At 70.8% G+C, this 22,406-nt stretch carries 19 protein-coding genes; 10 read left to right on the top strand and 9 right to left on the bottom strand.

Going from position 1 to position 22,406, the window contains the following annotated elements; genetic code table 11:
* The first annotated feature begins 67 nt into the window (after nt 1–67).
* From eccD to Dfulv_RS45125, 6 genes are all read left to right on the top strand, one after another.
* Complete coding sequence (eccD, locus tag Dfulv_RS45150; protein ID WP_259859953.1) at nt 68–1,396, top strand: type VII secretion integral membrane protein EccD; 1,329 nt, start codon at nt 68–70, stop codon at nt 1,394–1,396.
* 21 nt (nt 1,397–1,417) lie between these two features.
* A complete protein-coding gene (gene eccB, locus Dfulv_RS45145; protein ID WP_259859952.1) occupies nt 1,418–2,794 on the top strand; it encodes a type VII secretion protein EccB in 1,377 nt (458 codons plus the stop codon).
* 89 nt (nt 2,795–2,883) lie between these two features.
* Entirely contained in the window at nt 2,884–3,327 is a 444-nt protein-coding gene (locus tag Dfulv_RS45140; protein WP_259859951.1) for a hypothetical protein, read from the top strand.
* A complete protein-coding gene (locus tag Dfulv_RS45135) occupies nt 3,327–4,790 on the top strand; it encodes a hypothetical protein (protein WP_259859950.1) in 1,464 nt (487 codons plus the stop codon). The genes Dfulv_RS45140 and Dfulv_RS45135 overlap by 1 nt, the downstream gene beginning before the upstream one ends.
* 36 nt (nt 4,791–4,826) lie before the next feature.
* Entirely contained in the window at nt 4,827–5,174 is a 348-nt protein-coding gene (locus Dfulv_RS45130; RefSeq protein ID WP_259859949.1) for a WXG100 family type VII secretion target, read from the top strand.
* A 23-nt stretch (nt 5,175–5,197) separates the two neighbouring features.
* On the top strand, nt 5,198–5,512 hold the full coding sequence (locus tag Dfulv_RS45125; RefSeq protein WP_259859948.1) for a WXG100 family type VII secretion target: 315 nt from the start codon (nt 5,198–5,200) through the stop codon (nt 5,510–5,512).
* A 22-nt stretch (nt 5,513–5,534) separates the two neighbouring features.
* Here the strand turns inward: Dfulv_RS45125 and Dfulv_RS45120 are convergent, their stop codons facing one another.
* The gene (locus tag Dfulv_RS45120; RefSeq protein WP_259859947.1) at nt 5,535–6,701 is read right to left on the bottom strand and encodes a S8 family serine peptidase; all 1,167 of its coding nucleotides are present in this window, start codon (nt 6,699–6,701) and stop codon (nt 5,535–5,537) included.
* 96 nt (nt 6,702–6,797) lie between these two features.
* On the opposite strand from Dfulv_RS45120, the gene Dfulv_RS45115 reads away from it, so the two are divergent.
* Genes Dfulv_RS45115 through Dfulv_RS45105 form a run of 3 tightly spaced genes read left to right on the top strand, consistent with a single transcriptional unit; the run spans nt 6,798 to nt 13,534 of the window.
* Nucleotides 6,798–7,202 carry a YbaB/EbfC family nucleoid-associated protein gene (locus Dfulv_RS45115; RefSeq protein ID WP_259859945.1) on the top strand — a complete coding sequence of 135 codons (405 nt, stop codon included), beginning with the start codon at nt 6,798–6,800 and terminating at the stop codon, nt 7,200–7,202.
* 5 nt (nt 7,203–7,207) lie between these two features.
* Entirely contained in the window at nt 7,208–7,507 is a 300-nt protein-coding gene (locus Dfulv_RS45110; protein WP_259859944.1) for a hypothetical protein, read from the top strand.
* Between the two features lie 9 nt (nt 7,508–7,516).
* Nucleotides 7,517–13,534 (top strand): WXG100-like domain-containing protein, encoded by a 6,018-nt coding sequence (locus Dfulv_RS45105; RefSeq protein WP_259859943.1) that lies wholly within the window; start codon nt 7,517–7,519, stop codon nt 13,532–13,534.
* A gap of 84 nt (nt 13,535–13,618) precedes the next feature.
* On the opposite strand, the gene Dfulv_RS45100 is transcribed toward Dfulv_RS45105, so the two are convergent.
* The 8 genes from Dfulv_RS45100 to Dfulv_RS45065 form a co-directional block, all read right to left on the bottom strand.
* Nucleotides 13,619–14,233, bottom strand: coding sequence for a hypothetical protein (locus Dfulv_RS45100; RefSeq protein WP_259859942.1), 615 nt, complete (start codon nt 14,231–14,233; stop codon nt 13,619–13,621).
* Nucleotides 14,230–14,790 carry a hypothetical protein gene (locus Dfulv_RS45095; RefSeq protein WP_259859941.1) on the bottom strand — a complete coding sequence of 187 codons (561 nt, stop codon included), beginning with the start codon at nt 14,788–14,790 and terminating at the stop codon, nt 14,230–14,232. The genes Dfulv_RS45100 and Dfulv_RS45095 overlap by 4 nt, the downstream gene beginning before the upstream one ends.
* Nucleotides 14,791–15,137: 347 nt before the next feature.
* Nucleotides 15,138–16,013 carry a hypothetical protein gene (locus tag Dfulv_RS45090; RefSeq protein ID WP_259859940.1) on the bottom strand — a complete coding sequence of 292 codons (876 nt, stop codon included), beginning with the start codon at nt 16,011–16,013 and terminating at the stop codon, nt 15,138–15,140.
* 102 nt (nt 16,014–16,115) lie between these two features.
* Nucleotides 16,116–16,736, bottom strand: coding sequence for a hypothetical protein (locus Dfulv_RS45085; protein WP_259859939.1), 621 nt, complete (start codon nt 16,734–16,736; stop codon nt 16,116–16,118).
* Between the two features lie 373 nt (nt 16,737–17,109).
* Nucleotides 17,110–19,185: a hypothetical protein gene (locus Dfulv_RS45080; protein WP_259859938.1), complete on the bottom strand. Its 2,076-nt coding sequence runs from the start codon at nt 19,183–19,185 to the stop codon at nt 17,110–17,112.
* 236 nt (nt 19,186–19,421) lie between these two features.
* A complete protein-coding gene (locus Dfulv_RS45075; protein WP_259859937.1) occupies nt 19,422–19,703 on the bottom strand; it encodes a hypothetical protein in 282 nt (93 codons plus the stop codon).
* Between the two features lie 104 nt (nt 19,704–19,807).
* Complete coding sequence (locus Dfulv_RS45070; protein WP_259859936.1) at nt 19,808–20,245, bottom strand: hypothetical protein; 438 nt, start codon at nt 20,243–20,245, stop codon at nt 19,808–19,810.
* Nucleotides 20,246–20,428: 183 nt separating this feature from the next.
* The gene (locus Dfulv_RS45065; protein WP_259859935.1) at nt 20,429–20,578 is read right to left on the bottom strand and encodes an HAD family hydrolase; all 150 of its coding nucleotides are present in this window, start codon (nt 20,576–20,578) and stop codon (nt 20,429–20,431) included.
* Nucleotides 20,579–20,690: 112 nt separating this feature from the next.
* Between Dfulv_RS45065 and Dfulv_RS45060 the strand changes: the two genes are divergently transcribed.
* A complete protein-coding gene (locus Dfulv_RS45060; protein WP_259859934.1) occupies nt 20,691–22,364 on the top strand; it encodes a methyl-accepting chemotaxis protein in 1,674 nt (557 codons plus the stop codon).
* The last annotated feature ends 42 nt before the right edge of the window (nt 22,365–22,406 follow it).

The following is a 22,406-nucleotide window of genomic DNA, read 5'->3' as shown; positions in this document are numbered from 1 at the left end:
CGTCACCATGGCTGAGGCGACGAGAACGGCGCTGACGCGCATCGTACTGTTGAGTCCGAAGCGACGGGTGGACCTCGCACTCCCGGAATACCTGCCGCTGGTCACCCTGCAACCGATGCTGCTGCGCCATGCGGGCGCCGAGTTGGCAGACGAGGGTATCGCCCATCACGGCTGGGTGCTGCGCCGCCTGGACGGCACGATGCTCGACGCCGACCGGTCGCTGGCGATGCAGCAGGTGCGAGACGGCGAGACGCTGGTGCTCGCACCACAGGACCAGCAGTGGCCGGAGCCGGAGTTCGACGACTTGGCCGACGCCGCGGCCAACGAGGCTCGCAACCTCGGTGCCACCTGGCAAGGCGGGCACACCCGTCGGGCCGGCGCGGTGTTCACCGCGGCGACGCTCGTGACGGCGCTGGTGGTAGTGCTGCGGGCAGGTCCGGCGTGGGGCGCCGTGGGTGCCGCGCTTGCCGGCGCGGCCGTCCTGCTGGTCGGGTTCGCCGCCCTGCTCACGCGGCTGGACCACAACGACCGGGTCATCTGGGTGCTCTCCGGCCTGGCGTACGTGTACGTGGCGCCGGGTGTCGCGTTGCTCGCGACCGGCGAGGGCCGGCTCGGCCCCGCGCAGCTGCTCGCCGGTGCCACCGGGCTGGTTGCCCTGGCGGTGCTGAGCATGATCGGTGTCGGTGGACGCCTGCAGCTCCACGTGGCGGTCCTCTGCGCCGGCCTCCTCGCGGCGCTCGGCGCCGCACTCGCCATGATGCTGACCTCGGCCGCGGCGGCCGCGATCGTCGCCGCGGTGGCGCTGCTCGCCTCGCCCTGGTTGCCGCGGATCGCCACGCACCAGGCCGGCCTGGCGACGCCGACAGTGTCCATGCCGTCGCCGGAGACGGCGGACGACGATCCGCTGCCCCCACCCGCCGCGATCGCCCTGATGGTCCGTCGCGGCGACGAGCTCATCACCGGTCTGCTGTACGGGATCGGCGCCGCGCTGACGGGCTGCGTCACGGTGCTGGCCAGCCGGGTGGACCTTGCCGCGCGGTTGCTCGCCGTGGCCATCGTCGTCGTCTGCGCCCTGCGGGCCCGTTCGTTCGCGGCGGTGCGTCACCGGGTCCCGCTGCTCGCCGCCGCCTCCGCCGGCACGGCGGCCATGCTCATCGTGGTGTGGGAGTCGATCGACGTCGCGACGCGCGGCCGTGCGGTCTTCGTGGCTGCGGGCGGCTTGCTGCTCCTCGCCGGCGGTGCGTTCGCCGCCGGTCGCAGCTATGCGCTACGGCGGCCGTCTCCGCAGCTCAGCCGGATCGGCGACGTCAGCGAAATCATCCTGATCGCGCTCAGCGCCGTGCTGGCCGCGGCGGTCAGCGGCCTCTTCGGGTATGTGCGCGGGATCGGTGGCTGACATGCCGACCGGGGGACAACTGTGCTGACGCGCAAGGACCTGGTCCACGCGCGGCAGTTCCTGCGCAGGCGCCTGCACACCGCGATCGTGGCGTTGCGGCCCGATCCACTGGACTGGTCCGGAAACCGGCTGCCCGGTGGCACCCTCATCGCGGTGATGCTGCTGGTCATCAGCGTCGCCGCGGTCGGCATCTACGGCTTCCTCAGGCCGGCCGGGGCCAAGAGCTGGACCAGCTGCGACCGCATCATCTTGGAGAAGGAGACCGGTGCGCCGTACGTCTGCGACGGTCGTCTGCTGTATCCGGTGACGAACTTCTCCTCGGCAGCTCTCCTGCGTGGCCTTTCACCACAGCCGGTCCGGGTGAGCCGGTCGTCGTTGACATGGCCGCGAGGCCCGTTGGTCGGGGTGCCGGAGGCTCCCAACTCGGTGCCGGCGGCGGGACAACTGTTCACCGGCGCGTGGTGGTTCTGTGTGCGTCCCGCGTCGCAGGCGGGCCCGGTCCGGTCGGTCGTGATCGTCGGCGCGCGAAGTGACGCCGGGGTGGACGTGACCGGGGAAGCGATCGCTGTGACCAATGTGGACGGTGGTGAGCTGCACATCGTGCTCCACGGGCTGCGCCACCCGGTCCGCGACCCGGACGTGGTGCTCCAGGCGCTCGGGATCGCGCGGCCTGACGTGGTCCCGGTCAGCCCGGCGTGGCTGGCCACGGTCCCGCTCGGCGTTCCGCTGGGCAAGATCATCATCGCTGGACGGGGCGGGCCCGTCACCGGTCGGCCCAGCGCGAAGGTCGGCCAGATTCTCGTGGCGGGCGAGGGCACCGGCAAGCAACGCTACGTCGCCAGGCCGGAGGGCCTGCAGCCGGTCACCGCGTTGCAGGAGGCGCTGATCAGGGCGACCGGCTCCGACACCACGCCACCGATGCTGCTCGATCAGGTGCAGTTGGCGGGCGAGGCGAAACTGCCACCGCTGGCAGAGCAGATCGTTGGCGATGGTGCGGTGCCGAGCGTGGTGCCGATGGCGCGCAGCCGCGGCTCGATCTGCCAGGTCACCGCCGGGGTGAAGGACGCGCCGGTCATCCGAGTGGCGGTTCCCGTGCCGTACGGGACGCCGGTCGAGCGGACTCCGGTCTCGCCCGGCGGCACGCTGCTGGCCGATGAGGTCGTCGTCGCGCCGGGGCTCGGCGCGCTGGTGGCGGCCGTGCCCAGTCCAGACGCCGACACGGGGCCGGTCTTTCTCGTTACGGAGACCGGGCGCCGCCACGCGATCGATTCGTCCGAGGCACTCGGTCGGCTGGGATTGTCGGGCGTCACTGCGGTGCGTCTGCCCAGCACGCTGGTGGAGCGGTTGGTGCAAGGGCCAAGATTGCACGTACTTTCACTGGCGACACCGACGCCTTAGCCGTTACGATCAGCCCGCACACGGGCTTCCGGACTCACGCGTTGCTCCGGGCTCGTCGACTGCACCATGGGGGTTCAGTGAGCGGAGACGTGATTCCCGACGAGCAGATGCCGCTTTCCATTTCCGATCTGAAGAACACACTGCCCACCGAGGTGCTGGAGACCGTCGCCCCGGCGGTGGAGCAGTTGGCAGGTTGGCTGGTCGGCGGGCGTGGACCACTCGGCGGCGTCGGCGGGGAGTCCGAGACATTCGAGAACGACGTGGTTCAAGGCGCCGCGAAGGATCTGGTGGGTGCCGCCAACGGCTGGCCCGCCACGGCCGTTCGTGAAGGCAACTGGATGCGACAGGTGACGCGAGCCCATGCCCAGGCAGCCGAGCGCCACGCGTTGGACACCCGGTTGAGTCTCTCCGCGCTCGGCAATTCCGCCGGGGTGAGCGCCGACACCTACGACGCGACGGACCGCGCCGGCCACCAGTCGTTCGATCCGGTCGCGGCCGGCCTTGACAGCTTGAGCGCCCAAGCGAGCCGGTGATGGCGTCGTCCTCGCACGACTACTTCACCTTCAAGCCGGGCAAGACCAAGCGGGGAGAAGACGTCGGTGCGGCGTCGAGCACGGCGTGGGAAGCGTTCGGGACGTTCTTCGTCGTATACGGGGTGATCCGCAGTGAACGCAGCGAGCCACCGGCCCAGATCGCCGCCGCCTTCGAGTTGCTGCGTGGCAAGCTGGAGCGGGTGGCGGACCAGCTGCACGACCGGGCCCACTCGCTCAACGAGGTCTGGCGGCGTGGCCCCGCCTCGGTGCGGTTCCACTGGTATGTCGGGGCCACGGTGTTCGCGATCGACAAGTGGGTCGACAGCATCGAGACCAAGGCGGACTGGCTCGGTCAGATCGCCGAGGACATCGAAGACGCCCGCCAGACGGCATATGACCTGCTCGTCGCGTTCAAGAACGAATACTTCGCCAGCATTCCGGCCGGTGCCGCGGCATATGGGTTCCCACCCGACCTCGGGAAGATGAAAGCGGACGGCAAGGACGATCTCGCGGCCAAGGTCGCAGCGATCTACCAGCGGCTGCACGCCAAATACTTCAAGTTGATCGTCAAGGTCGGCGCGAAGCTGTCGCGGCGGTTCGTCACCGCCGGCGTCGGTATGCAGAACGCCCATGAGGTGCCCGAGACCCATCCTGGCCCCGACATCGCCAAACCGTGGGTGAACTACTCCGCGCAGTCCCTGACGGCACGCCCGGTCGGGCCGGCTCCCGTGGCGTCCGCGCCGGAGGCGCTCGCTCCACTGCCGGTGCATCCCGTCGAGGTGCTGACGCCGATGCGGGACGACCGGACCGGCAGCCCCGCGCTGCACGGACTGCCCGGGCACGGGCAGGAGGCCGCGGCAGAAACCACGCCGAGGTCGAACCAGCCACTGGTGCTGCAGGGCCTGCAGGCACTGCACGCGACGCCGCCGGTGTCGCCCCTGCCCCGCGGTGCGATGGCGCTGCCACCCCTCGTGCCTCGAGGGCTGAGTATGCCGCGGACCTCCGCGATCGTGCCCCGGCTCCGGGGCGACGCGGCGCGCGGCGTGCTGACCGGGCGTTTCCGGGCCGAGGTGGGTCCGCAGGCGTCCACAGGGGACATGCCGACGCTGTCGGGGAAGGGGCAGGCGCTGACCGATCTGCCCGGCGTCGAGGTCGCCGACACGCTCGACGGGCGCGGTCCGGCGGTCGGTGGGATGTCGTCCATGGACACGGCGGCGGCCATGGGGTTGCAGCACGCGCTGTCGGTACGGTCGGAGACACAACGGGTTGTCGCGGCACGTGCAGATCGACCGGAACACGTGACGCTCGGCAGGCGCAACGCCGACGCGACCCCGCGACCGCTGACCGCACCGTCCACAGTGGAACTGAAGCGCACCGGCACCGCTCACGACAAGGACGGTGTCGCCGGGACCAGGCACGCGGAACCGGCAGGCGGTGGCACAGCACCGCAGCGCGCACAGTGAGTACAGCGTCCGGATCCAACACGGAGGAGGTGCACGATGGCAACGAATGCGGGAACGTCGGTCGCAGCCGACAAGGGGCTCATGGTCGAGAAGGCCGGTGAGGCCAAGAAGACCCACGACGAGCTCGAGGGGTTGCTCAACAGTCTCATGGGCTATCTGAGCGGGACCGTCAGGCCCGCCTGGGAGGGCATGGGCGGCGACTCGTTCGAGGACGAGCTGACCCGGTACTCGAACAACAAGAACATGTTGCTCGACGCACTGGCCGACCTCACGGCCGCGTTGAACGGCGTCACCATCCACCTGGATGAGACCGAAGTCAAGATCCAGAACGCGATGCACTCGATGTCCGCCGGCGGCGGAATCTACGCCGGTTTGCAGGCCTGAGAGTCGAGCAGGGGGAATCTGACATGGCGAACACCAGACTGTTCATGGACTTCGACATCGTCGAGCAGGGCGGCGCCAGGTTCAACAGCGACATGCAACATATGCAGGGGAAGCTCAGCAAGCTCGACGCCAGCTTGCGTGAGCTGGAGGGCCGCAACTGGGACGGCGCATCCAAGGCCGCATACGACGATGCCTACCAGCGCTGGCACATCGCGGCCAGCGAACTGGTGAAGCTGGGCATGGAGTTCTCCGGCACGATCAAGCACTGCAACGGACTGATGCAGCAGTGTGAGGTCGACAACGTGGTCAGCATCGGCAAGGCGAGCCGGTACACATGACCGGCGCCGCGTCGGCGGCTCCTCAGACGGCCCGGTCGCGGTGACGCTGGCGGAATGCCGGCGTCACCGCTGACCCGATGGCGAGCAGGGTGGCCGCCAGCAACAGGATGGCCGCCCACACCATCGATCGTCGCCACGGGGAGGGCCAGCCCGGCTGTGCGGGCGCCTGCCGCAGGTCCGCCGGGGCCGGCGTCCACGTCGGCACCACGCCCGCACCGGCGGTGTCCTCGCTGAGCGCGCGGTACGGGTTGACCGACCCGTAGCCGTACGCGGCGTTGTGTGGACCGCCCACCGTGCCGTCCGCGGTGGCGAACAGCCGCTGCGCCACCTGGGCGGCGGACCAGCCCGGGTGAGCGGCCCGCAGCAGCGCGGCTGCCCCGCTGACGAGGGCGGCTGCCGCCGCGGTCGTGCTTACCGTCGTGTGACCACCCACCCGGGCCGCGGCGACGAGGTTTTCGCCGGGGGCAACGAGATCGACGTGCGATCCGGCCGCAGACGTCTGTGCCACCACGCCGGTCGAGGCGAGTGCGCCGACGCCGATCACGCCCTCGTACGCGGCTGGGAAGGTCGGGCCGGTCACGCCGTCCCCCGCTGCGGCGACCAGCACGATGTTGTGCTTGACGGCGTCGGCGACGGCCCCGCGCAGGGCCGGCGAATCCGTCGTGACAGCGTACGAGAAGTGGATGACGTCGGCCTGGAGCTTGACGGCCGCGCTCACCGCTGCGGCGAGCCGATCGAGTGGCTGTGGCTGCTGCGCCGAGGGACCGTTGTCGGCGACCCGGACCGGCACGATCGTCGCGGCTGGTGCCACACCGACCAGTCCGATGCCGCTCGCGGGACGGGCGGCGACCAGGCTGCTGATCGCCGTGCCGTGCCCCTGGTCGTTGCAGTCGATCGTGCCGCCGGCCTTGCCGGCGGTTACGTCCCAACCCGGGGAGACCGCTGACGCGAGCTGCGGATGACCCGGATCGACGCCGGTGTCGACCACGGCGACCCGCACCCCGGCACCGGTCTGCAGAGCGTGCACCCGACGCAGCCCTAACCAGCGCTGTGCCCAGTCCTCAGCGGTGATCCGCGGTGCGGCGGACGGCGGGGCATAGGACCCGCAGGGGTTGGCCGCGGCTGGTGTCGCGAGCACCGGCACGGACGCCGCGACAACCGCGACGACGACCGTCCATTGTCGAATCATGCGAGCCTCCCGGGCGCCGCGGCGAGTGTATCGCCACGCCCGCTGGTCAGGTGCGAACCCTGGTGTTACGACCGTCGATTCGCTAAGGTGCGGATCATGTCCGAGGACGAGCAGCGGCTGGCGTCCATGCGCGCACAGGCCCGCGACCTTACCGGGCAGTTGCAGCGCATGACCGGTGCCCTCGCCGATCTCCAGGAGCGGATCGCCGATATCACGGTGACCGCGGTGTCACGTGACGGACATGTCCGCGCGACCGTCGGACACGACGGCCAGCCCCGCGACCTGTGGCTCGACTCGCGCATCTACCATTCGGCCGACTCGGCCAAGCTTGCGCGGACCATCCTCGACACCATCGCGGTCGCGGCGAAGGAAGCCCGTGACCAGGTCAAGGAGGTGTGCAAGCCATACGTCGGCGGTGACGATCTCGACCAGTACGCGTCGGGTGACTTCGCGCAGGCGATGGAGCGGTTCCGGCAACGGTTGCCACTGCGGGAGGAGTGAGGGCCTTGACCGAGGTAGACATCACGCCGGGCGCCCAGGCGGTCGCCGAGGAGCTACGCACGCTGACGGCGGCGCACGGGGACGCCATCAAGCAGCAGTTGGGGATGATCGCCGCCGTTCCGTTGATCCTCGGTGCCGACGAGGCGAGTCGCATGGTCGCCAAGGGGGTGGAAGCAGCCCGGCCGCTGGCCGAGGTGACGGGAAAGCTTGCCGCTGTGGCTGAGCAGGACGGCGCCCTCGGGGAGGTCTTCGTCGGCAGGCTGGTCGAGGTCGACCGGCGTTTCCCGCGCATGCTGCATACCTGAGTCAGGCCAATGGGTATCCAGCGGCCCGACCTCGGCTTCTGGGACTGGGTCTGGGACGCGGTGACGCTCGTCGCCGGCGGCTCGACCTGGCCGGACGCCGACGAGGACTCCATCCGGGCGTACGGGGCGGAGTGGACCCGACTCGTCGAGCTGCTGCGCGCCGCCTCGGCCGATTTTGGACCCACCCTCGCCGAGCTGCAGGAGCTGTGGCGAGGGATGTCGGGTGCCGAGTTCCAGCGCCACTGGCACTACAGGCTCAACACGGTCCTGCCGAAGCTGGTCGAAGGATCGGAGCAGGTGGCCACCGGGGCGAACGAGGCCGCGCTGGCGATCGAGCATGAGAAATACCAGATCCTGATCTCCGTCCTGATGTGCTGTGTCGAGCTGGCGTTCATCCTGATCTCGTCGTTCTTCACCGGTGGGCTGTCCTGGTCAGCCATGCCCGGCGTCATCGCGGCGACGCGGGCCGTCGTCCTGCAGGCGTACCGGGTGCTGCTCGGGCAACTCGAGCGCGGGGTGCTGCGCACGCTGGCACGGGAGGCGGTCTTCGAGGGCCTGCAGGAGTTCGCGGCCGATTTCACCGCGCAGTCGCTGCAGATCGCGGAAGGCAACCGGCCGGGGCTTGACCAGGACAGCCTGGTGACATCGATGAAATGGGGTGTGTTCGCCGGCCTGGCCGGTCAGGGGCTCGGCTTCGGGCTCGGTGGTGCACGCCATCTCGCGGAAGGCATCGACAACGCGGTGGGCCGGCGGATCGTCGGCGGCGCGGTGGATGGCGTCCACGACCAGACCACCGAAGCGCTGACGAACTTCGTCGCCAACGGCGTCGAGAACGGCGAGTGGGACGCGGTCCCCGATGACCTCGGCGGGGCCGCCGGCCGGTTCGCCCTCGGCGTCGGCGCCGAAGGGGTCCGTGAGCGGATCAGCGATGCCAGTCATACCGCCATCGGCAACCTCCTCGGCGTCGACGTTCCGGTGGCACTGGGTCCCCCTTCCGCGCCGGCCGCTCCACCCTCGTCGGCGCTCGGCAAGGACCCCGGTGGCGCCCGGAACCCTGCCGGGGACGGCGCCGCCGGTGGCCGCCCGTCGGCCGGGGACGGCGTGAGCGGCGGCACCCGAACGCCCACTGCGGACAGTCCGGTGGGCCGGTCTCCCGAGCAGCGCGTCGACCGGCAACCAGCTTTGAACGGGGACGCGTCGCCGCGGACCGCACCGGATCCGCCGGGTGAGGCCCGGCGAGCCGACCGGACGACGCCCGACGCGCCGACCGTCGACACACGGCCCGGTGACCCTGCCATACCGCACCTGGACCTGACAGCCCCGCCCGACCTGACCGGCGTACCGACGGCGGACCAGACCGGGTTGCCGGGAGCCGAAGACCCGACGGCGTCGGCTACGGCGGCCGGTCCCGCCCCGCACCCGCCCGCCGTGGGGCCGATCGGCGCTGAGCCTGGCACACCGTCCGACCCCCCGGCGGTGTCGGTGACTGGTCCGGAGCCGTTGCTGTCCGGCCCGCCGAGCGTGACGGCGCCCGAGTGGCCGCCGGCCGGATCGGTGTTGGTGGAGTTCTCGGGTACACCGTCCGACCCCCCGGCGGTGTCGGTGACGGGGCCGGTGGGGGTGCTCGCTGACTCCGCGGCGCCCACGCCGACCGGGCTGTACACCACGGTGATCGGGGCTGTGCCGGTACAGCCCGTCACGGTGGCCGCGGGCGGCGGTGGACCGGTCACCCCGTCCCGGTCCGCCGGCCGCGGAGGCGGTCCCCCGCGGGGGACCGTACCGACCGGGGAAGGGGCGTCGTCGGGCCCCGGCGACCCCGGCGACCGTGCGAACGGCGAGACCGGAGGCCCGGCCGACCCCGGTGCCGATCCGGAGGTGCAACGGGCCCACGAGCAGCTCAATCCGCCGGGCACGGGCGGATCTGGTCCGCTATCTGGTCCGCCGCCCGCACCGGGGGCGCTCTCCGGCAGTTCCGGCACACCGTCCGGTCCGAGCGCACCGTCGGCAGGCCCGCCCCGGGCGAGCACCGCAGCTCCCGTCGCGCCGGTCTCCGCGGTGATCGCCGGTCTTCGCGGGGACCCGGTGGCCGCCGACCCGGGCGCTGGTAAACCAGTCGGTGCGGGCCCGTCGGCTACGACACCCGGCGGCCGGTCTCCCGAGGTTCCGGGCAGTACACCACCAGCTCCGGGCGGTGGGCAGGGGCAGCCTCCGGCTGGTGGCAGGGGAGCCGGGGCGCACCCGGGCACGCCCGACGACCCGGGCCGACCGGACGGGTTCGTGCCCAGACAGGTGACGAACACGCCGAAGCAGGCCGCTCAGGTGGCCGCGGCCGTGCACGCCGCCCTGGACGTGGCCGGGCCGCGCATCGATCAGGTACTGGACCCGAAGCGCACCCGGGTCGACACCCTGCTCGTTTCGGTCGCCAACAAAGATCCGGGGGCCGTGCGCACGGGCGGGACAGTCGTGTTCACCCCGCGTCACGGTAGGCCGATCACCGTCACCGTGCGAATCGATCCGCGACTGTCCGGGGAGTCGGTGCGGATCAATGTGCCGGCCGACGGTGTCGCGCGGGCCGCCATCCGGGGCAACCCGGAAGCCGTGGTGTCGATCTCGGCGGACCTGACGACGCCCCGGTACGCCGGCCTACTCTCCGACCACCTGCTGGGTGCGATGGAACACGCGCGGCAGAGCCACCGGCACGGCGCGGAGGCGATGCATCGCGCGGATCCCACCGGCAAGCCGAACAGATCCGGTCTGTCGGCCCGCGACCTGGGCCGGCTGGCCTCGCTCGACGCGGCGATGGCACGCCGGGACAACGACGCCATGGTGCTGCACCTCGGCGACATGGGGCTGCTCACCGATCAGATGGGCGCACGGGAACGGCTGCCGCTGCTCGGTGACCGGGTCGGCGTGCGGGAGGACCAGCGTCAGCTGGCCAGGCACCTGTTCGGCACGCGTTCGGCACCGGACGCCGCAGCGGTGCTGGACACCCTGGGCCGGGCGTTGGACCGGGCCGTCGACGACTACGCGGAAGGCAAGGTCGACGCCGCCGGGGTGCTCGACCCGGCAGCGCCGGACCCGCATGTGACCGTGTCGGTCAATGGTCGTACGTTGCGGATCCCGCTGGAGCTGACGCCTCCGGGCGACCGCGACTTCGCCGTGCGGCTCGTGGTCGACGACTCCGCCCAGCACCGCTACCGGATCCAGCTGCGTCAGGATGCCGGCGACCTGGCGATCGCGGTGGAGACCGCCGGCGTCATGGCCGAGCTGGGCGACCGGGTGCGGCTGCGGGGCCGGTACGGGGAATCCGGTGACGAGGTGCGGATCGCCGTGCGCAGTGCGGAGAATGCCCGCCTCGAAGTGCTCAGGGACCTCTACGACGGCAAGTCCTTCACCTGGCGACAGCGCGCCTTCCTCAGCCCGTCGGTCGGCGAACGTGCCCTGGTCGCACAGGAGATCGCCGCCCGAGGCCTGCACGACCTGCGCAACACCGTTGAGCACCAGGCGTTCTTCGGCAAGCTCGAAGCCCGGCCCGGCCTGGCGGGACACCGGCCCGGGACGTCCCCGCCGCTGGCCACACCGCGACCGTCGCCCAGGCTGTGGTGGCCACACGAGTTCCGCCGATGGTTCTCAGGGTTCGGCAGCGCAGCCAACACCGTCGGGGTCGGCTTGATGTTCGGCCGCCCCCTGGAGCTGATCGCCACGAGCGTAAGTGCCGGCCTGCTGGGCAGCGGGGTGGGCCAGGCGTGGGCGGACGCGGTGCTGGGGTCCCGGCTGCCGGAGGCGACGCTGCGGACGGCCAGCGAGTTGGGGCCGAAGGAACCGGACCGTCGTGTCGACCCGCAGGACAACACGCCGCTGCTGGCGAACGTGATCAAGCGGGTGCCGTACGCGATCGTGTCATCGACCGTGAGCTTCACCGTGCTCGCCGCTTCCGGCAACATCGTCAAGGCGGCCTTCGGCGGCACCATCACCGCAGGGGCCGCGCTGGGTCAGGCATTTCTCGACAAGTTCGCCGATCCCTACGAGAAGAACGCTGCCGCAATGCGCAAGGGACTGGAACGGCTGGAACCGGACAGCCGCCGCAACGAGGCCGCCAGGTCGCTGCGGTACCAAGCGGAGGCAATAGCCGAGGAAGTGAGCCAGCCCGACGCAGAGACCAGGGCATGGCTGGAGCACACGCTGCAGGAGATCCGTGCGTTCCGGGACGCGATAGAGATCGAGGTACGGAGCAAGATCAGCGACTTGGAGCGCAGCCGCCGTCTGTTCAGCACGGTGAGCTGGGTGTGGGACGACAACGCCGGTCTCCGCGGACCGAACGGTCCCGGGGAGACCTACACCATGGTGCACTTGCCCACAGGCAACGCCGGTGCGTGGTACAACGAGGCGCGGGTGGGCGGGCAGCAGGCCGGCATGCAGGTGCCCTCGGCGCTGCTGGGGTTGAGCCCACTGAACGCTGCGAACCTGCTCGCGGCGGGCGGTCGCGGGACCCTCTACGGGAAACTGTGGACCGTGCTGAGCGGTCAGCAGGCACAGGCCAGGGCGGCCCTGGACGCGTGGGACGCACTGCACCACCTCAAGGAGACGGAAGACGTCGTTGCGGGCATCCTCGATCCCGGCACCGTCGGGCCGCGCGAGCCCCGCCAGGCCGCGTCCGGCGCGCGGGAGCAGAAGCGCCACGACGATGCCATCGACCGGCCCCGCACGGAGTCGCGGATGCATCAGACCAACAAGCACCTGCTCGGGTTCGTCGGTTCGATCGCCGGCGCCTCGGCCTTCTTCCCGTCCTGGTACCCCCACCAGGTTCTCGCGTACGTGGTCGGACAGGCCGGCTACACGGTGGCGTACGCCATCGGCGAAGGCGTCCAGCGGATCCGGCCGGGGTACTCGGAACGGGCCCACATCGACGGCGAACTGCTCGGGAAAGCCCGCCGGCTGCCGTACACGGCGGTCGAACGAGCCCGGGAGATGGCGATGCTGGCCGACGTGGCCCGCGCCGCGCAGGAGAGCATCGAGCCGATGCCCGTGCCGGAGCGACGCGGGTTCGCCGCGACGCACGGGATCACCCGGACCGATCTGCACAAGGGGGCCGACGCGGTGGCCGGACTCCGGCATCCGACGCGATCGCCAGCGTTGCGGCCAGGGCCGAACGACGCCGGCGAACTGGTCCTGTCCCACGCCGACCACACCGTGGTCGACGGGCTGTTCCACCGCGTCAAGGAGATCGAGCAGGCCACCGCGGCCGGGCGCCGCCCGGTTGGCCTGGTGCCCAAGGTCCTGCTCGGTGAGCTGCGGCTGTATCTCGAACGGCACGGCCTGGTACCCCTCACCGAGGGCAAAGCCGCGGCGGACGCCGCGCGGGCGCGCTGGGAGGCCATGAAAGCCGGCATGGTGCGCCGGCACGGACTGGACCTGGACAGCCTTAACGTGCTGCGAACGCTGCGCCGGCCCGACGAAACGTGGCCCACCCGTGTCGGAATCCGTGATCGGCTGGTCGTCGGCGCCCCCGACGTGCGAACGCCGGGAACGGCCGATCTCGCCGAGGTCAGGGACTGGCTTGCCGACCGCCGGCGCCGCGACCCGCTCCAACTGCCCCTGCTCACGGCGCTGGACCGGGCGGAGGGTACGGCATGGCCGGGCGCCACCACGGTGCGCCTTGAGTCGTCGCCCGGGCTGTTGCGGGTGAGTACGCCGGACGGTGATTTCAGGATTCGGGTGCAGGTGCTGGAGCCGGGCGCCGATGACGTCGTCGCGGAGCTGTGGCCGGCGGCCGACACGCTCGGCCGGGCGGTGATCGGCGCCGACACGTACGAGCCGCACCTGTTGTTCGTGGACGCCGCAGTCCTCGGGGATCGACAGCGGTTCGCGCAAGTGCTGGACAACGCCGTTCGGTACCTGGCGGACGCCGCACCGAACCGGCTGAACCGGCTGGCCCTGCCCGACCCCGGGCAGCTCGTCATGTACCGCGCCGACCCACCCGCCGCGGGGGCCGGCGGCGCGGGCCAGGGCGCTCCCGGTACCCGCTGAGACCGACGCGGGCCGACTGAGGCCAGGGCCAATCCCTGGCCGGTACAAGGACAAGAGCGGTCTCTGGACTGAGTCGGCTGCCGGTCAGACCGCGTCGAGGTACGCGGCGCCGGCGGCCAGCAGGTGGTGCCCGTGGTCGAGGAAGTGTCGCAGCACCCGCTCCGGCGCGGATCCCGTCGCAGCGGCCAGCCGCTGGCACAGCTCCCACAGGTCGGTGGACGGGCCCGCCCACCACCAGAGGTCACGCAGCAGCGGATCCACCACGACGGTCACCTGGCCGGCGAAGCCGATGGCGAACCCGCCACCATCCGCGCCGCTCACCCAGCCGATCGCCGTCTGCAGCGGGCGCAGCCGGTGCCGGCGGGCGAAGGCGATGCCCTCCGCGCCGACGGCCGCCACGGCGATGTCGCCATCAGCCTCGGCGGGCGGGGCGTCGCCGAGCGTTACGGGCGCCAACGCGCCACGGGCGACCAGCCCGCCGGCGAGGTCGTGGCCGACGGGTCCGAACAGGTCGGCGAGCGTGGCCTCGAACGGGGCGTCCGGCGGCTGATGCGCGAGTGCCCAGACGGCCAGCTCGGCGGGTCCGTGCAACGGCACGACGCGGCTGCTGATGCGCACCTCGAACCCGCCGTCCGGCGCGTCCGCCTCGTCGGGATACCCGCCCAGGTAATGGCCGACGGGAAACGTCCGGACCGTCATGAGCCGGCCACGTCCAGGTACGCGGCGCCGGCGGAGAGAAGGCCGGGCAGTGCCTCCAGCAGCCCGTGCAGGACCCTTGCCGGATCGGTCAGGTCCGGGTCGTCGCCGCCGGCTGCCCGCGCGTCCTCGGCCAGCCGCCGGCACCCGGTCCACAGGTCGGGCTCGACCTCGGACCAGGCCCAGATGAGGAAGATCGGCCCGGCGATGGTGGTGACAGGATGGTCGAACAGCCCCAGCGTATAGCCGGCCCGGCCCTCGTCGTGCTCACCGAGCGCGAGCAACAGGGGTGCCAGCCGGTGCCCGACGGCGAAGGTCGTCGCGTCCCGCGGGTCGACCAGCACGGCCAGCCCGTCGTCGCACAGCGCCGCCAAGTGCCGCTCGCCGTCGACGACACCGTTGGCCGTCAACGTTTCCATGAGTGCGGCGACGGTCCACGGTTCGACCGTCGGCCGTTCGGGCGTGCCGTGGCTATATGCCCACACCGTGAACCGTGCGGCGTCGAGCGGCCAGACCCGGTCACCGCGGCGCACCGGGAAGACAGCGTCAGGGTCGTCCACGGGACCGCTCGCGCCGCCGAACTGGCCGATTGGCAACACCAGAGCAGCACGGTCCACCGGATCAGCCTGCCACCGGCCGGTACGCGGACCGTGCCTGCGCCAACTCCGCGAGCACGGCACCAAGCGTATCGCGCTCGAAGACCTCGGGCTCCCGGTCGTACCGCGTCAGGCTGCCGGCCGCCCACAGTGCCGACCGCGGCCACGGCGATCGCGAGCTGCTCGTGGGCGTCGGCCAGCGTCATCGGCGGATCGACCGCCACCAGGGCGTCGAGGTGCATCCGGTGTCCATCGCCGTCGGGGAACGCGCCCAGGTACAGGCCGACCGGAACCAGTGCTGTCACCGACGCTCAGCACACGTTCGGTTGGAAGTTGCCAGCGCTGACCGTACGCCCGTCCGGGACGGCGACTGTGACGGTGTAGTTGACGCCGCCGAGCGCGCCGGAGCCGGACCGCTCCGTGATGATCACCGTGGTGGAGAACGAGGTGCCGCTGCCGCTCATGGCCTGGCTCGTCGAGCCCCGGTGCAGCATCGCGTTCGAGCCGTACGGCGCGCCCGACAGCGTCGCGTAGACCGTGAACGTATAGCGCCAGGTCCACATCCCGACGTTGCCGCCCCCGGGGTCCTGGAACGACTCACACCGCCACGTGGAACTCGTCGACAGTCGCGCGTTGTCGTAGGAGGCAGGTTGCGACGGCGTCTTCTCTTTCCTGGGCTCGGGGACCACCGTCCCGCTGCCGTTGCCGGTCTGGGTGCCGCCGCTTGGGGCGGGTCCCGTCGTGGCCTGGCCGGCGCCGCCGCCTGTCGTGCGTTTCGCCGGTAGGTTCGGCGCGGCGGTCAGCGTGGTCGGTGCCGGGGCGGCGGTCGCGGTGGGTGACGGGGCGTCTGAGGTCAGAACGGGCACGGGCATGTTGCCGCCGTCGGCGGGGCCGGGCGCGGCCTGCTCCTTGCCGCCGGTGTTACCGGCCAACAGCGCGCCGACGATAGCGAGGGCGAGGATCCCGCCGGCGAGCGCAGGTGCCAGGTACTTGCGCGGTGGTACGGGCGCTGCCGCCGGGGACCCGGGGCGCTCCGGCTCGCCGGATCCGCTGGTCGGGGTGTCGGCCGGCGGTGCGGGCGATACCCCGGACCCGGTCCCGACCAGCAGGGCACCACAGTCCGGATGGAGACAGTACGGCGCGTCGTCGTGGTGCTCGGTGGCGCACTGCGGGCAGGAGACGGTCACTGAGTCACTCCGGTCAACTCGTCGGGGTGGGGGAGGCGGGCACCAACGTGACTGTCCATATTGGTCATCGCGGCAATACGGTGGTTGTCGGACGGCTCCGCCTCATCCGGCGCAAGCCGGTCGGCTCGTGGTCCGCGCATTGGAACTGACCTCGTCCGCGTTCTCGTCGAGGGCCCAGACGAACCACGTCACCGTGGTCTGTGAACGGGGCAGTGGCCCGTACCCGGTCTCGGGTGCGGGCCCGTTGAACGCCGTCGGCCCACCATCGATGTCCGAGCCGGTCCAGCTGCCGTCGCCGTTGGCGGTGTGCACGATGACGCGGTTGTCGATGAAGCCGACCAGGGTAGCGGACACGTTGAGGAACCATCCGCCGGCGCCGCACGAAGCCGACGCGCTGGCGGTGATGTTGCGCCCGGGCGGGTTCGCCGGCAGCCAGCTCGGCTTGGTCGGGGCCGAGACCGGAGTCGGTGGTGCGGTCGTCCGGGCCGGCGGTTGCGACGGCGCCCGGGAGGACGGCCGGCCCGATCCCGGCCCCGGCCCAGGGACCGTCACCGCCGGCTTGCCGGACCCGTCCACCTGGGACGGTGCCGGCGCCGCCTCGGCGGGGGCGGACGCCACCGCCGGTGGCGGATTGCCCGGCAGTTGTGCGGTTTCCGTCTGCCGGTCCTTCGGCGGTGCGGGGTCGCAGGCTACCCAGACGGCGGCGCCGACCAATACGAGCACCGCCGCCACCGCCACGGAGGTGAGGAGGCGTGGCGTGCTCGGCAACGACTGCGCCGGGCCGATCGAGGCCGGCGCCGGCGGCGTGGGCCTCGCTGCCGGGGACTCCGGCGATTCGGACGCGGCCGATGGCTCCGCCTCGAGTAGCCGGCTGCCGCACTGCAAGCAGTGGGGACCGCCACTGTCGTTGTTGAAACCGCATTCCCCGCAGACGGTGACCACCCCGCGACGATAGTCGATCCCGATGTCCGGCCGTACGTCGCGAGCCGCAATCCTCATTGACGGGGATGGAGTGAGCGTGCAGTCCACATCGAAAGAAGTCGCGGGCGAGCATGGTCGATGCGTGGGTGTGCCTCGCCGTATGCCCGGTACGGCGCTAACTGCGGCTGTATTGGTACGACGGCCGGGCAGTTGGGGGCTTGTTCGCGGCCGACGCATTGCTAGCCGTCACACCCGTCGGCAGCGGGTACGGGAAGTAGTCGAACCGTCCGGCCACGTCGACGATGACGTCAACGCTCGACCCGGCGTTGTACACATTGTACTTGTTACTCGGCCCGAGCAGCACGAATGCCGCGTTCGGCCGGACCTCGTGGGGCGCCAGGTTCAGGTTGCTGGCCGTCGGCCGCGCGTCGCCGTTTGCCCATGCGGTCAGGTACGTCCACGCGTTGCCGTTGTTGACCCCGGTGACGTTGGCGACCAGCACGCCGGTTTCGTCCACCGCAGCCGGCGCCGGCGCGGTGAACGTAGCCGCGCTGCTGGGACCCAGCGACCCTGCCCCGCCCAGGTCGATGCGGGTGTCGGCGATCCGCGTCGGGGTCAGCGGATGGAACCGGAAGCCCGGACCCATCTGGGCGTCGTCAAAGAATCCCAAGACATCCACCAGCACGTGCGTCGCCCCGGAAGACCCGTTATAGATGGTGATCTCCGGCATGCCGGCGCAACTCGGAGCCCGTTCGCAGTACCTGATCGGGACCACGGCGAAGTTCGGCACTATCGCATTCGGCGTGAAGTTCAACGTCGAGGCCAGCGGCAGAAGACCCCCCGCCCACGCCGTCAGATACCCGCCCATCGTCGGGGTGACCGCGGTGATGTTCACCGCGACGGCCCGCACGTGCGGGTTGATGGCCGCGCCGTAGTCAATCACCGACGACAGAGACCACTTGCCGGGCAGCGGCCCGCCCCACGCCGAGTCGCGGGTGTCGACCACCCGCGTCGTATTGTGCGGCTGGTACTGCCCGCCGGTTCCGTAGGCCATGGTGTCGACGCCTTGATAGACGCCCAGCACGTCTGCGATGACGTCCACCGAGCCGCCCGCATTGTAGATGTCGATCTTTCCGTTCGCGCCCACCGGCACCGTCACCGAGTTCGCGCCGGTCCAGCCCGCCGTGAAGTTCAAGTTCGACGCCGTAGGACGGGTGGTCCCCGACGGGTACACCGTGAGATACGAGGCGGATGTCGGGTTGGTGACGGTCACGTTGAGCATCACCGCCGAAACACCGGCTTCGGCGACGCGGCCGAGGCGGGGGATCTGCAGCGACAGTGTCTGCTGCGCGCCCAGTGCCCCCTTCCGGGCCCCGACGCCCAGCCGTGTGTCGAGAATCCGGGTCGGCTCGTTCGGGAAGAAGGTGCCCGCCGCCGTGTTGCGACCGACCTGGAACAGCGAGACCGCGTGGAACCCCATGGAGCTGCTGTCGGCGATCTTGAACACCGCCGACAAGTCACCGAGCGCCGTGGGTTTGGCGTACACGCTGACTGAGCAGGTCTGCCTGTAGGTCAGCGTCCGGCCGGTACAGGTGTTGACGCCGACGCCGAACGAGCCCGCTGCCGTGCCCTCGAACGAGACCGCGCCAAACTGTATCGGGTCACTGCCGAAACCGGTGAACGTCACCGTCTGCGCCGGCCCCTGCTGGCCGAGCCCCACCCCCATCGCGTCGCCCAACATGTTTGTCGTGTTCTGCGCCGCGTCGACGTAGCCGACCTTCGAGTTCCAGCGGATCTCGCCCCACGTGCCCAGCCCGTGGAGGCTACAGCCCGACGTGTGATACCACACCGCGAGCGAGGTGATGTTGTCATCGCTGTCGCGGGTGACCGACCGTATGGTGATCGTCCCGCTATCCCCGCTGCACTCGTAGCCCATGGCGCTGAGATCCAGGCCGTACGTGCCGGCCGTGCCGCCGGTCCGGGTTGTCGGGTACGTGCCAGGTGCGATTTTTTGGCCCGGAAGGCTGGTGATAACGGCGCTCGCGCCAGGTGTGTTCGAGGAGGCGCCGACCTCGACCCTCTCGGCACCCGGGAAAAGCGGGTACGTGGAGAGCCAGACGCCGCCGCCTGCGCTGCTGTCGATGGCGGTGCTGTAGTAACCGTTGACGGTGAACACGTTGTACGGGGAGACCGGCTGCGCGCTCGCCTGCGCTGGTAGGGCGACCGCCCCCAGGGCGATCGCTCCGAGCATGACCGTAACCGTCCGTAAGAGGCGCATGTGACCCCGCTTTACATCGGTCGGTGGTGTGAAGCAGGTGCACATTAGCGATGATCGTCGCGATGTCGCAATCACGACGGCCCGCATGGCGATCGGATCCGGATCTGCGCCGGGCATCCAGGCCAACCGGGCAAATTCTGCGGTTGCGGTGCAGACGTGGATCAGTGGCCGGGCGGCCGGGTCGTTGTCGACCGGGACGGCGGATCGCCTCAGGCGGTGCAGGCGGCGGTGAGCTGGCCATTCAGCTCCTTAACCGTCGTCTTCAGCTTTGCCAGGCCGATGGAGTTGTCATACGAGCTGAGCTCATTCATCGTCGCGATCATGTCTCTTAGCGCGGTCTTGACCTCCGGACGTACCTGCTTCGTCGACTCGCGGGTCAGCGTGGCCGATAGCTCTTGGGCCTTGGTAACGACCTTCTGCCAGGAGGCCTCGACCTCCTGGTATCCACCAAATCCACCGTCTCGATTACCGAACGTCCAGAACCCCGTCACCTAGCCGCGCCGTTCGGCCCCCTTGATACGGATTACCCGCATGATGCCGATGAGCGCGCGCTGGACGTGGAGCGTTACATCGGGCGCTGCTCCTCCGCCGTGGTTCACGGTCCTCGACGCCGTATAAGCCGCCAACCTACTGCGCCGTACCAGATCATGACGGGTAGATGGAGTGCGTAGCCGAGTTGTTCCAGCGTTGGTGACGTGCCGTCGGTCCCGGTGGCCCACGGCACGACGACAGCGGCGAGGCCAGCCAGGGCAGCGAACCCACCGGCGCGGCGAAGCCGGTCTGGTAGGTGGGCGCCAACCGCAGTGACCGCGGTGGCGGCGGCCCACAGCAGCCCGGCAAGGTTGACTGCCCACTTGGCGGTGAGCATCACCGCGCCGGCTACCTCGGCGCCTGAGCCCACGGGCTCGGCGGCGAGCTGGGTCACCGCGAGGTTGCCGGCGTCGTGGAGCAGGCCCGCCAGCCCCGCGGCGGCCAGCAATCCACCTGCCAGGAGGTACTCGCAGCACCCCACGCTGGACAAGCTGCCGGCCATCACGCGGTATCTTGCCCGGCTCGTCGCCCACGCCGGCGGCATCGCCGACGAACCGGAGGTGCATGCGGCGCTTGATGCGCTGGACCCCGACCCGGCCCGGGCAAGCCTTCTGGTGGAACGCGCCGGCATCGTCATCCGTGACGCTGAGCATCGCCTGCATCGGCACGTGCTGGCCAACTGCAGTCACCGCGCGATCGAGGCGGCCAAGCGCCACAGCAGCGCGCCGACATCGAGGTCGACGTAGCTGTCCAGGCCGAACACCTCCAGCTTGATCCTCGAGACGGTGCGGAGGTTGCCGGTCCAGGTCTTCCTAGCGCAGGGTGCGGATTTCACGGCGACCCTGTTACCTGGAACAAGGCTGCACTCTTCTCACATATCCGGCGGCATGGCCGAATACCGGGGTGTACGCGTCCGCTCCGGACGTGCTTACCGAAAGGCGCTGGCTGTGGCGACGTCGCACCACCGGAGCCTGCGGCAGTCCACGGTCAACCGCGCCGCCGCCGGCATCCTCCTCCTGATTACCGGCCTGCTTGTGCTGGCCGTGTGGATGGTCAACGGCGCGGTCCAGCGTCAGGCCGCCGCGTACGAGCGCCAGGCGCAGTTCAAGGCGCTCGCGCTCGAGCTGAACGGCTCGTCCGACCTGCTGACCGCCGAGGCGCGCAGCTACGCCGTTACCGGCGACCGGAAGCACCTCGACAACTACTGGCGCGAGATCAACGAGACGAAGACCCAGGACCGGGCGGTCGCCCAGCTGCGCCAACTCGGCGCGGACAGCGACGAATTGGCCCTGATGGACAAGGCGAAGGCGAACTCCGACGCGCTGGTGCAGACCGAGTCCCGCTCGCAGCGGCTGATGCTGGAGGCCGCCGGGGTCCCCGTGAACGACATGCCGCCCGCGATCGCGCAGTTCCAGCTCACGCCCGAGGACCGGGCGCTGAGCGGCCAGGCGAAGCGCGACCTCGCCCGGTCGATCATGTTCGACGCCGAGTACGACCAGGACAGAGGCGTGATCGCCGAGCCCGTCCAGCAGTTCCAGACGCTGTTGAACAACCGCGCGGAGCAGGCGGTGCGCGACGCACAGGACGCCACGCTGACCTCGGTCGGGCTGCTGGTCGGCCTGGCCGTCCTGCTGCCGCTGGCGATGGGCGCGGTGGTCTACCTGTACAGCGCCAAGGTTGGCAAGGTCGTCGTGCGCTACACGAGGGCGCTGCGCTCCCGCGACCAGAACGACCTCAGCTTCCGGCTGGCGCCGGCGGGGACCTATGAGCTGCACGCCCTGGGCGGCGCGTTCAACGACGAGCTGGACCGCACCCTGCACCTCGTGCAGGCCGTGGCGGGCAACGCCGAGACGCTGGCATCGGCCGCGCAGCAGCTCTCCGCGACCAGTGAGCAGGTGTCGGCCAGCGCCGAGCAGGCCCGGGACCAGGCGGGCCTGGTCTCCGCCGCCGCCGAGCAGGTGTCGCACAACGTCCAGACGGTCTCGGCCGGTACCGAGGAAATGGGCGCGTCGATCCGGGAGATCGCGCAGAGCGCCAACGAGGCGGCGCGGGTCGGCTACGACGCGGCGACCGTCGCCACCGGGACGAACGAGACGGTGGCGAAGCTCGGCGAGTCCTCGGTGGAGATCGGCAACGTGGTCAAGGTGATCACGTCGATCGCCGAGCAGACGAACCTGCTCGCGCTCAACGCCACGATCGAGGCGGCCCGCGCGGGGGAGAGCGGCAAGGGCTTCGCCGTGGTGGCGAACGAGGTCAAGGAGCTGGCGCACGAGACGGCGAAGGCGACCGAGGACATCTCGCGGCGGGTCGAGGCGATCCAGCGCGACACCGAGGCGGCGGTCGCGTCGATCGAGCAGATCACCAAGGTGATCGGCCGGATCAACGACTACCAGACCACGATCGCGAGCGCGGTCGAAGAGCAGAGCGCGACCACCAACGAGATGAACCGCGGCGTCTCGGAGGCCGCGACCGGCTCCGGTCACATCGCCGAGAACATCTCCGGCATCGCGACGGCCACCCAGACCGCGGCGGCGGGCATCGCCGAGGCCAAGCGGGCCAGCGCCGAGCTGGCCCAGATGAGCGGTGAGCTGCAGGGGCTGATCCGGGACTACCGCTACTGACCGGTGGCAGCGCAGCGGGGCGCCGGTCGGGGTCGCGTCACC

This window comes from Dactylosporangium fulvum (genome assembly GCF_025137375.1).
Taxonomy (GTDB): Bacteria; Actinomycetota; Actinomycetes; order Mycobacteriales; family Micromonosporaceae; genus Dactylosporangium; species Dactylosporangium fulvum.
This window is presented reverse-complemented; position numbering and strand designations above follow the sequence as displayed.

Excerpts from the sequence above, each read along its gene's own strand:
- Dfulv_RS45080 (WP_259859938.1), bottom strand. The coding sequence starts at position 19,185 with ATGCTCGGAGCGATCGCCCTGGGGGCGGTCGCCCTACCAGCGCAGGCG.
- Dfulv_RS45100 (WP_259859942.1), bottom strand. The coding sequence starts at position 14,233 with ATGACGGTCCGGACGTTTCCCGTCGGCCATTACCTGGGCGGGTATCCC.
- Dfulv_RS45120 (WP_259859947.1), bottom strand. The coding sequence starts at position 6,701 with ATGATTCGACAATGGACGGTCGTCGTCGCGGTTGTCGCGGCGTCCGTG.
- Dfulv_RS45070 (WP_259859936.1), bottom strand. The coding sequence starts at position 20,245 with ATGGCCGGCAGCTTGTCCAGCGTGGGGTGCTGCGAGTACCTCCTGGCA.
- Dfulv_RS45115 (WP_259859945.1), top strand. The coding sequence starts at position 6,798 with ATGTCCGAGGACGAGCAGCGGCTGGCGTCCATGCGCGCACAGGCCCGC.
- Dfulv_RS45130 (WP_259859949.1), top strand. The coding sequence starts at position 4,827 with ATGGCAACGAATGCGGGAACGTCGGTCGCAGCCGACAAGGGGCTCATG.
- Dfulv_RS45105 (WP_259859943.1), top strand. The coding sequence starts at position 7,517 with ATGGGTATCCAGCGGCCCGACCTCGGCTTCTGGGACTGGGTCTGGGAC.
- Dfulv_RS45125 (WP_259859948.1), top strand. The coding sequence starts at position 5,198 with ATGGCGAACACCAGACTGTTCATGGACTTCGACATCGTCGAGCAGGGC.
- Dfulv_RS45135 (WP_259859950.1), top strand. The coding sequence starts at position 3,327 with ATGGCGTCGTCCTCGCACGACTACTTCACCTTCAAGCCGGGCAAGACC.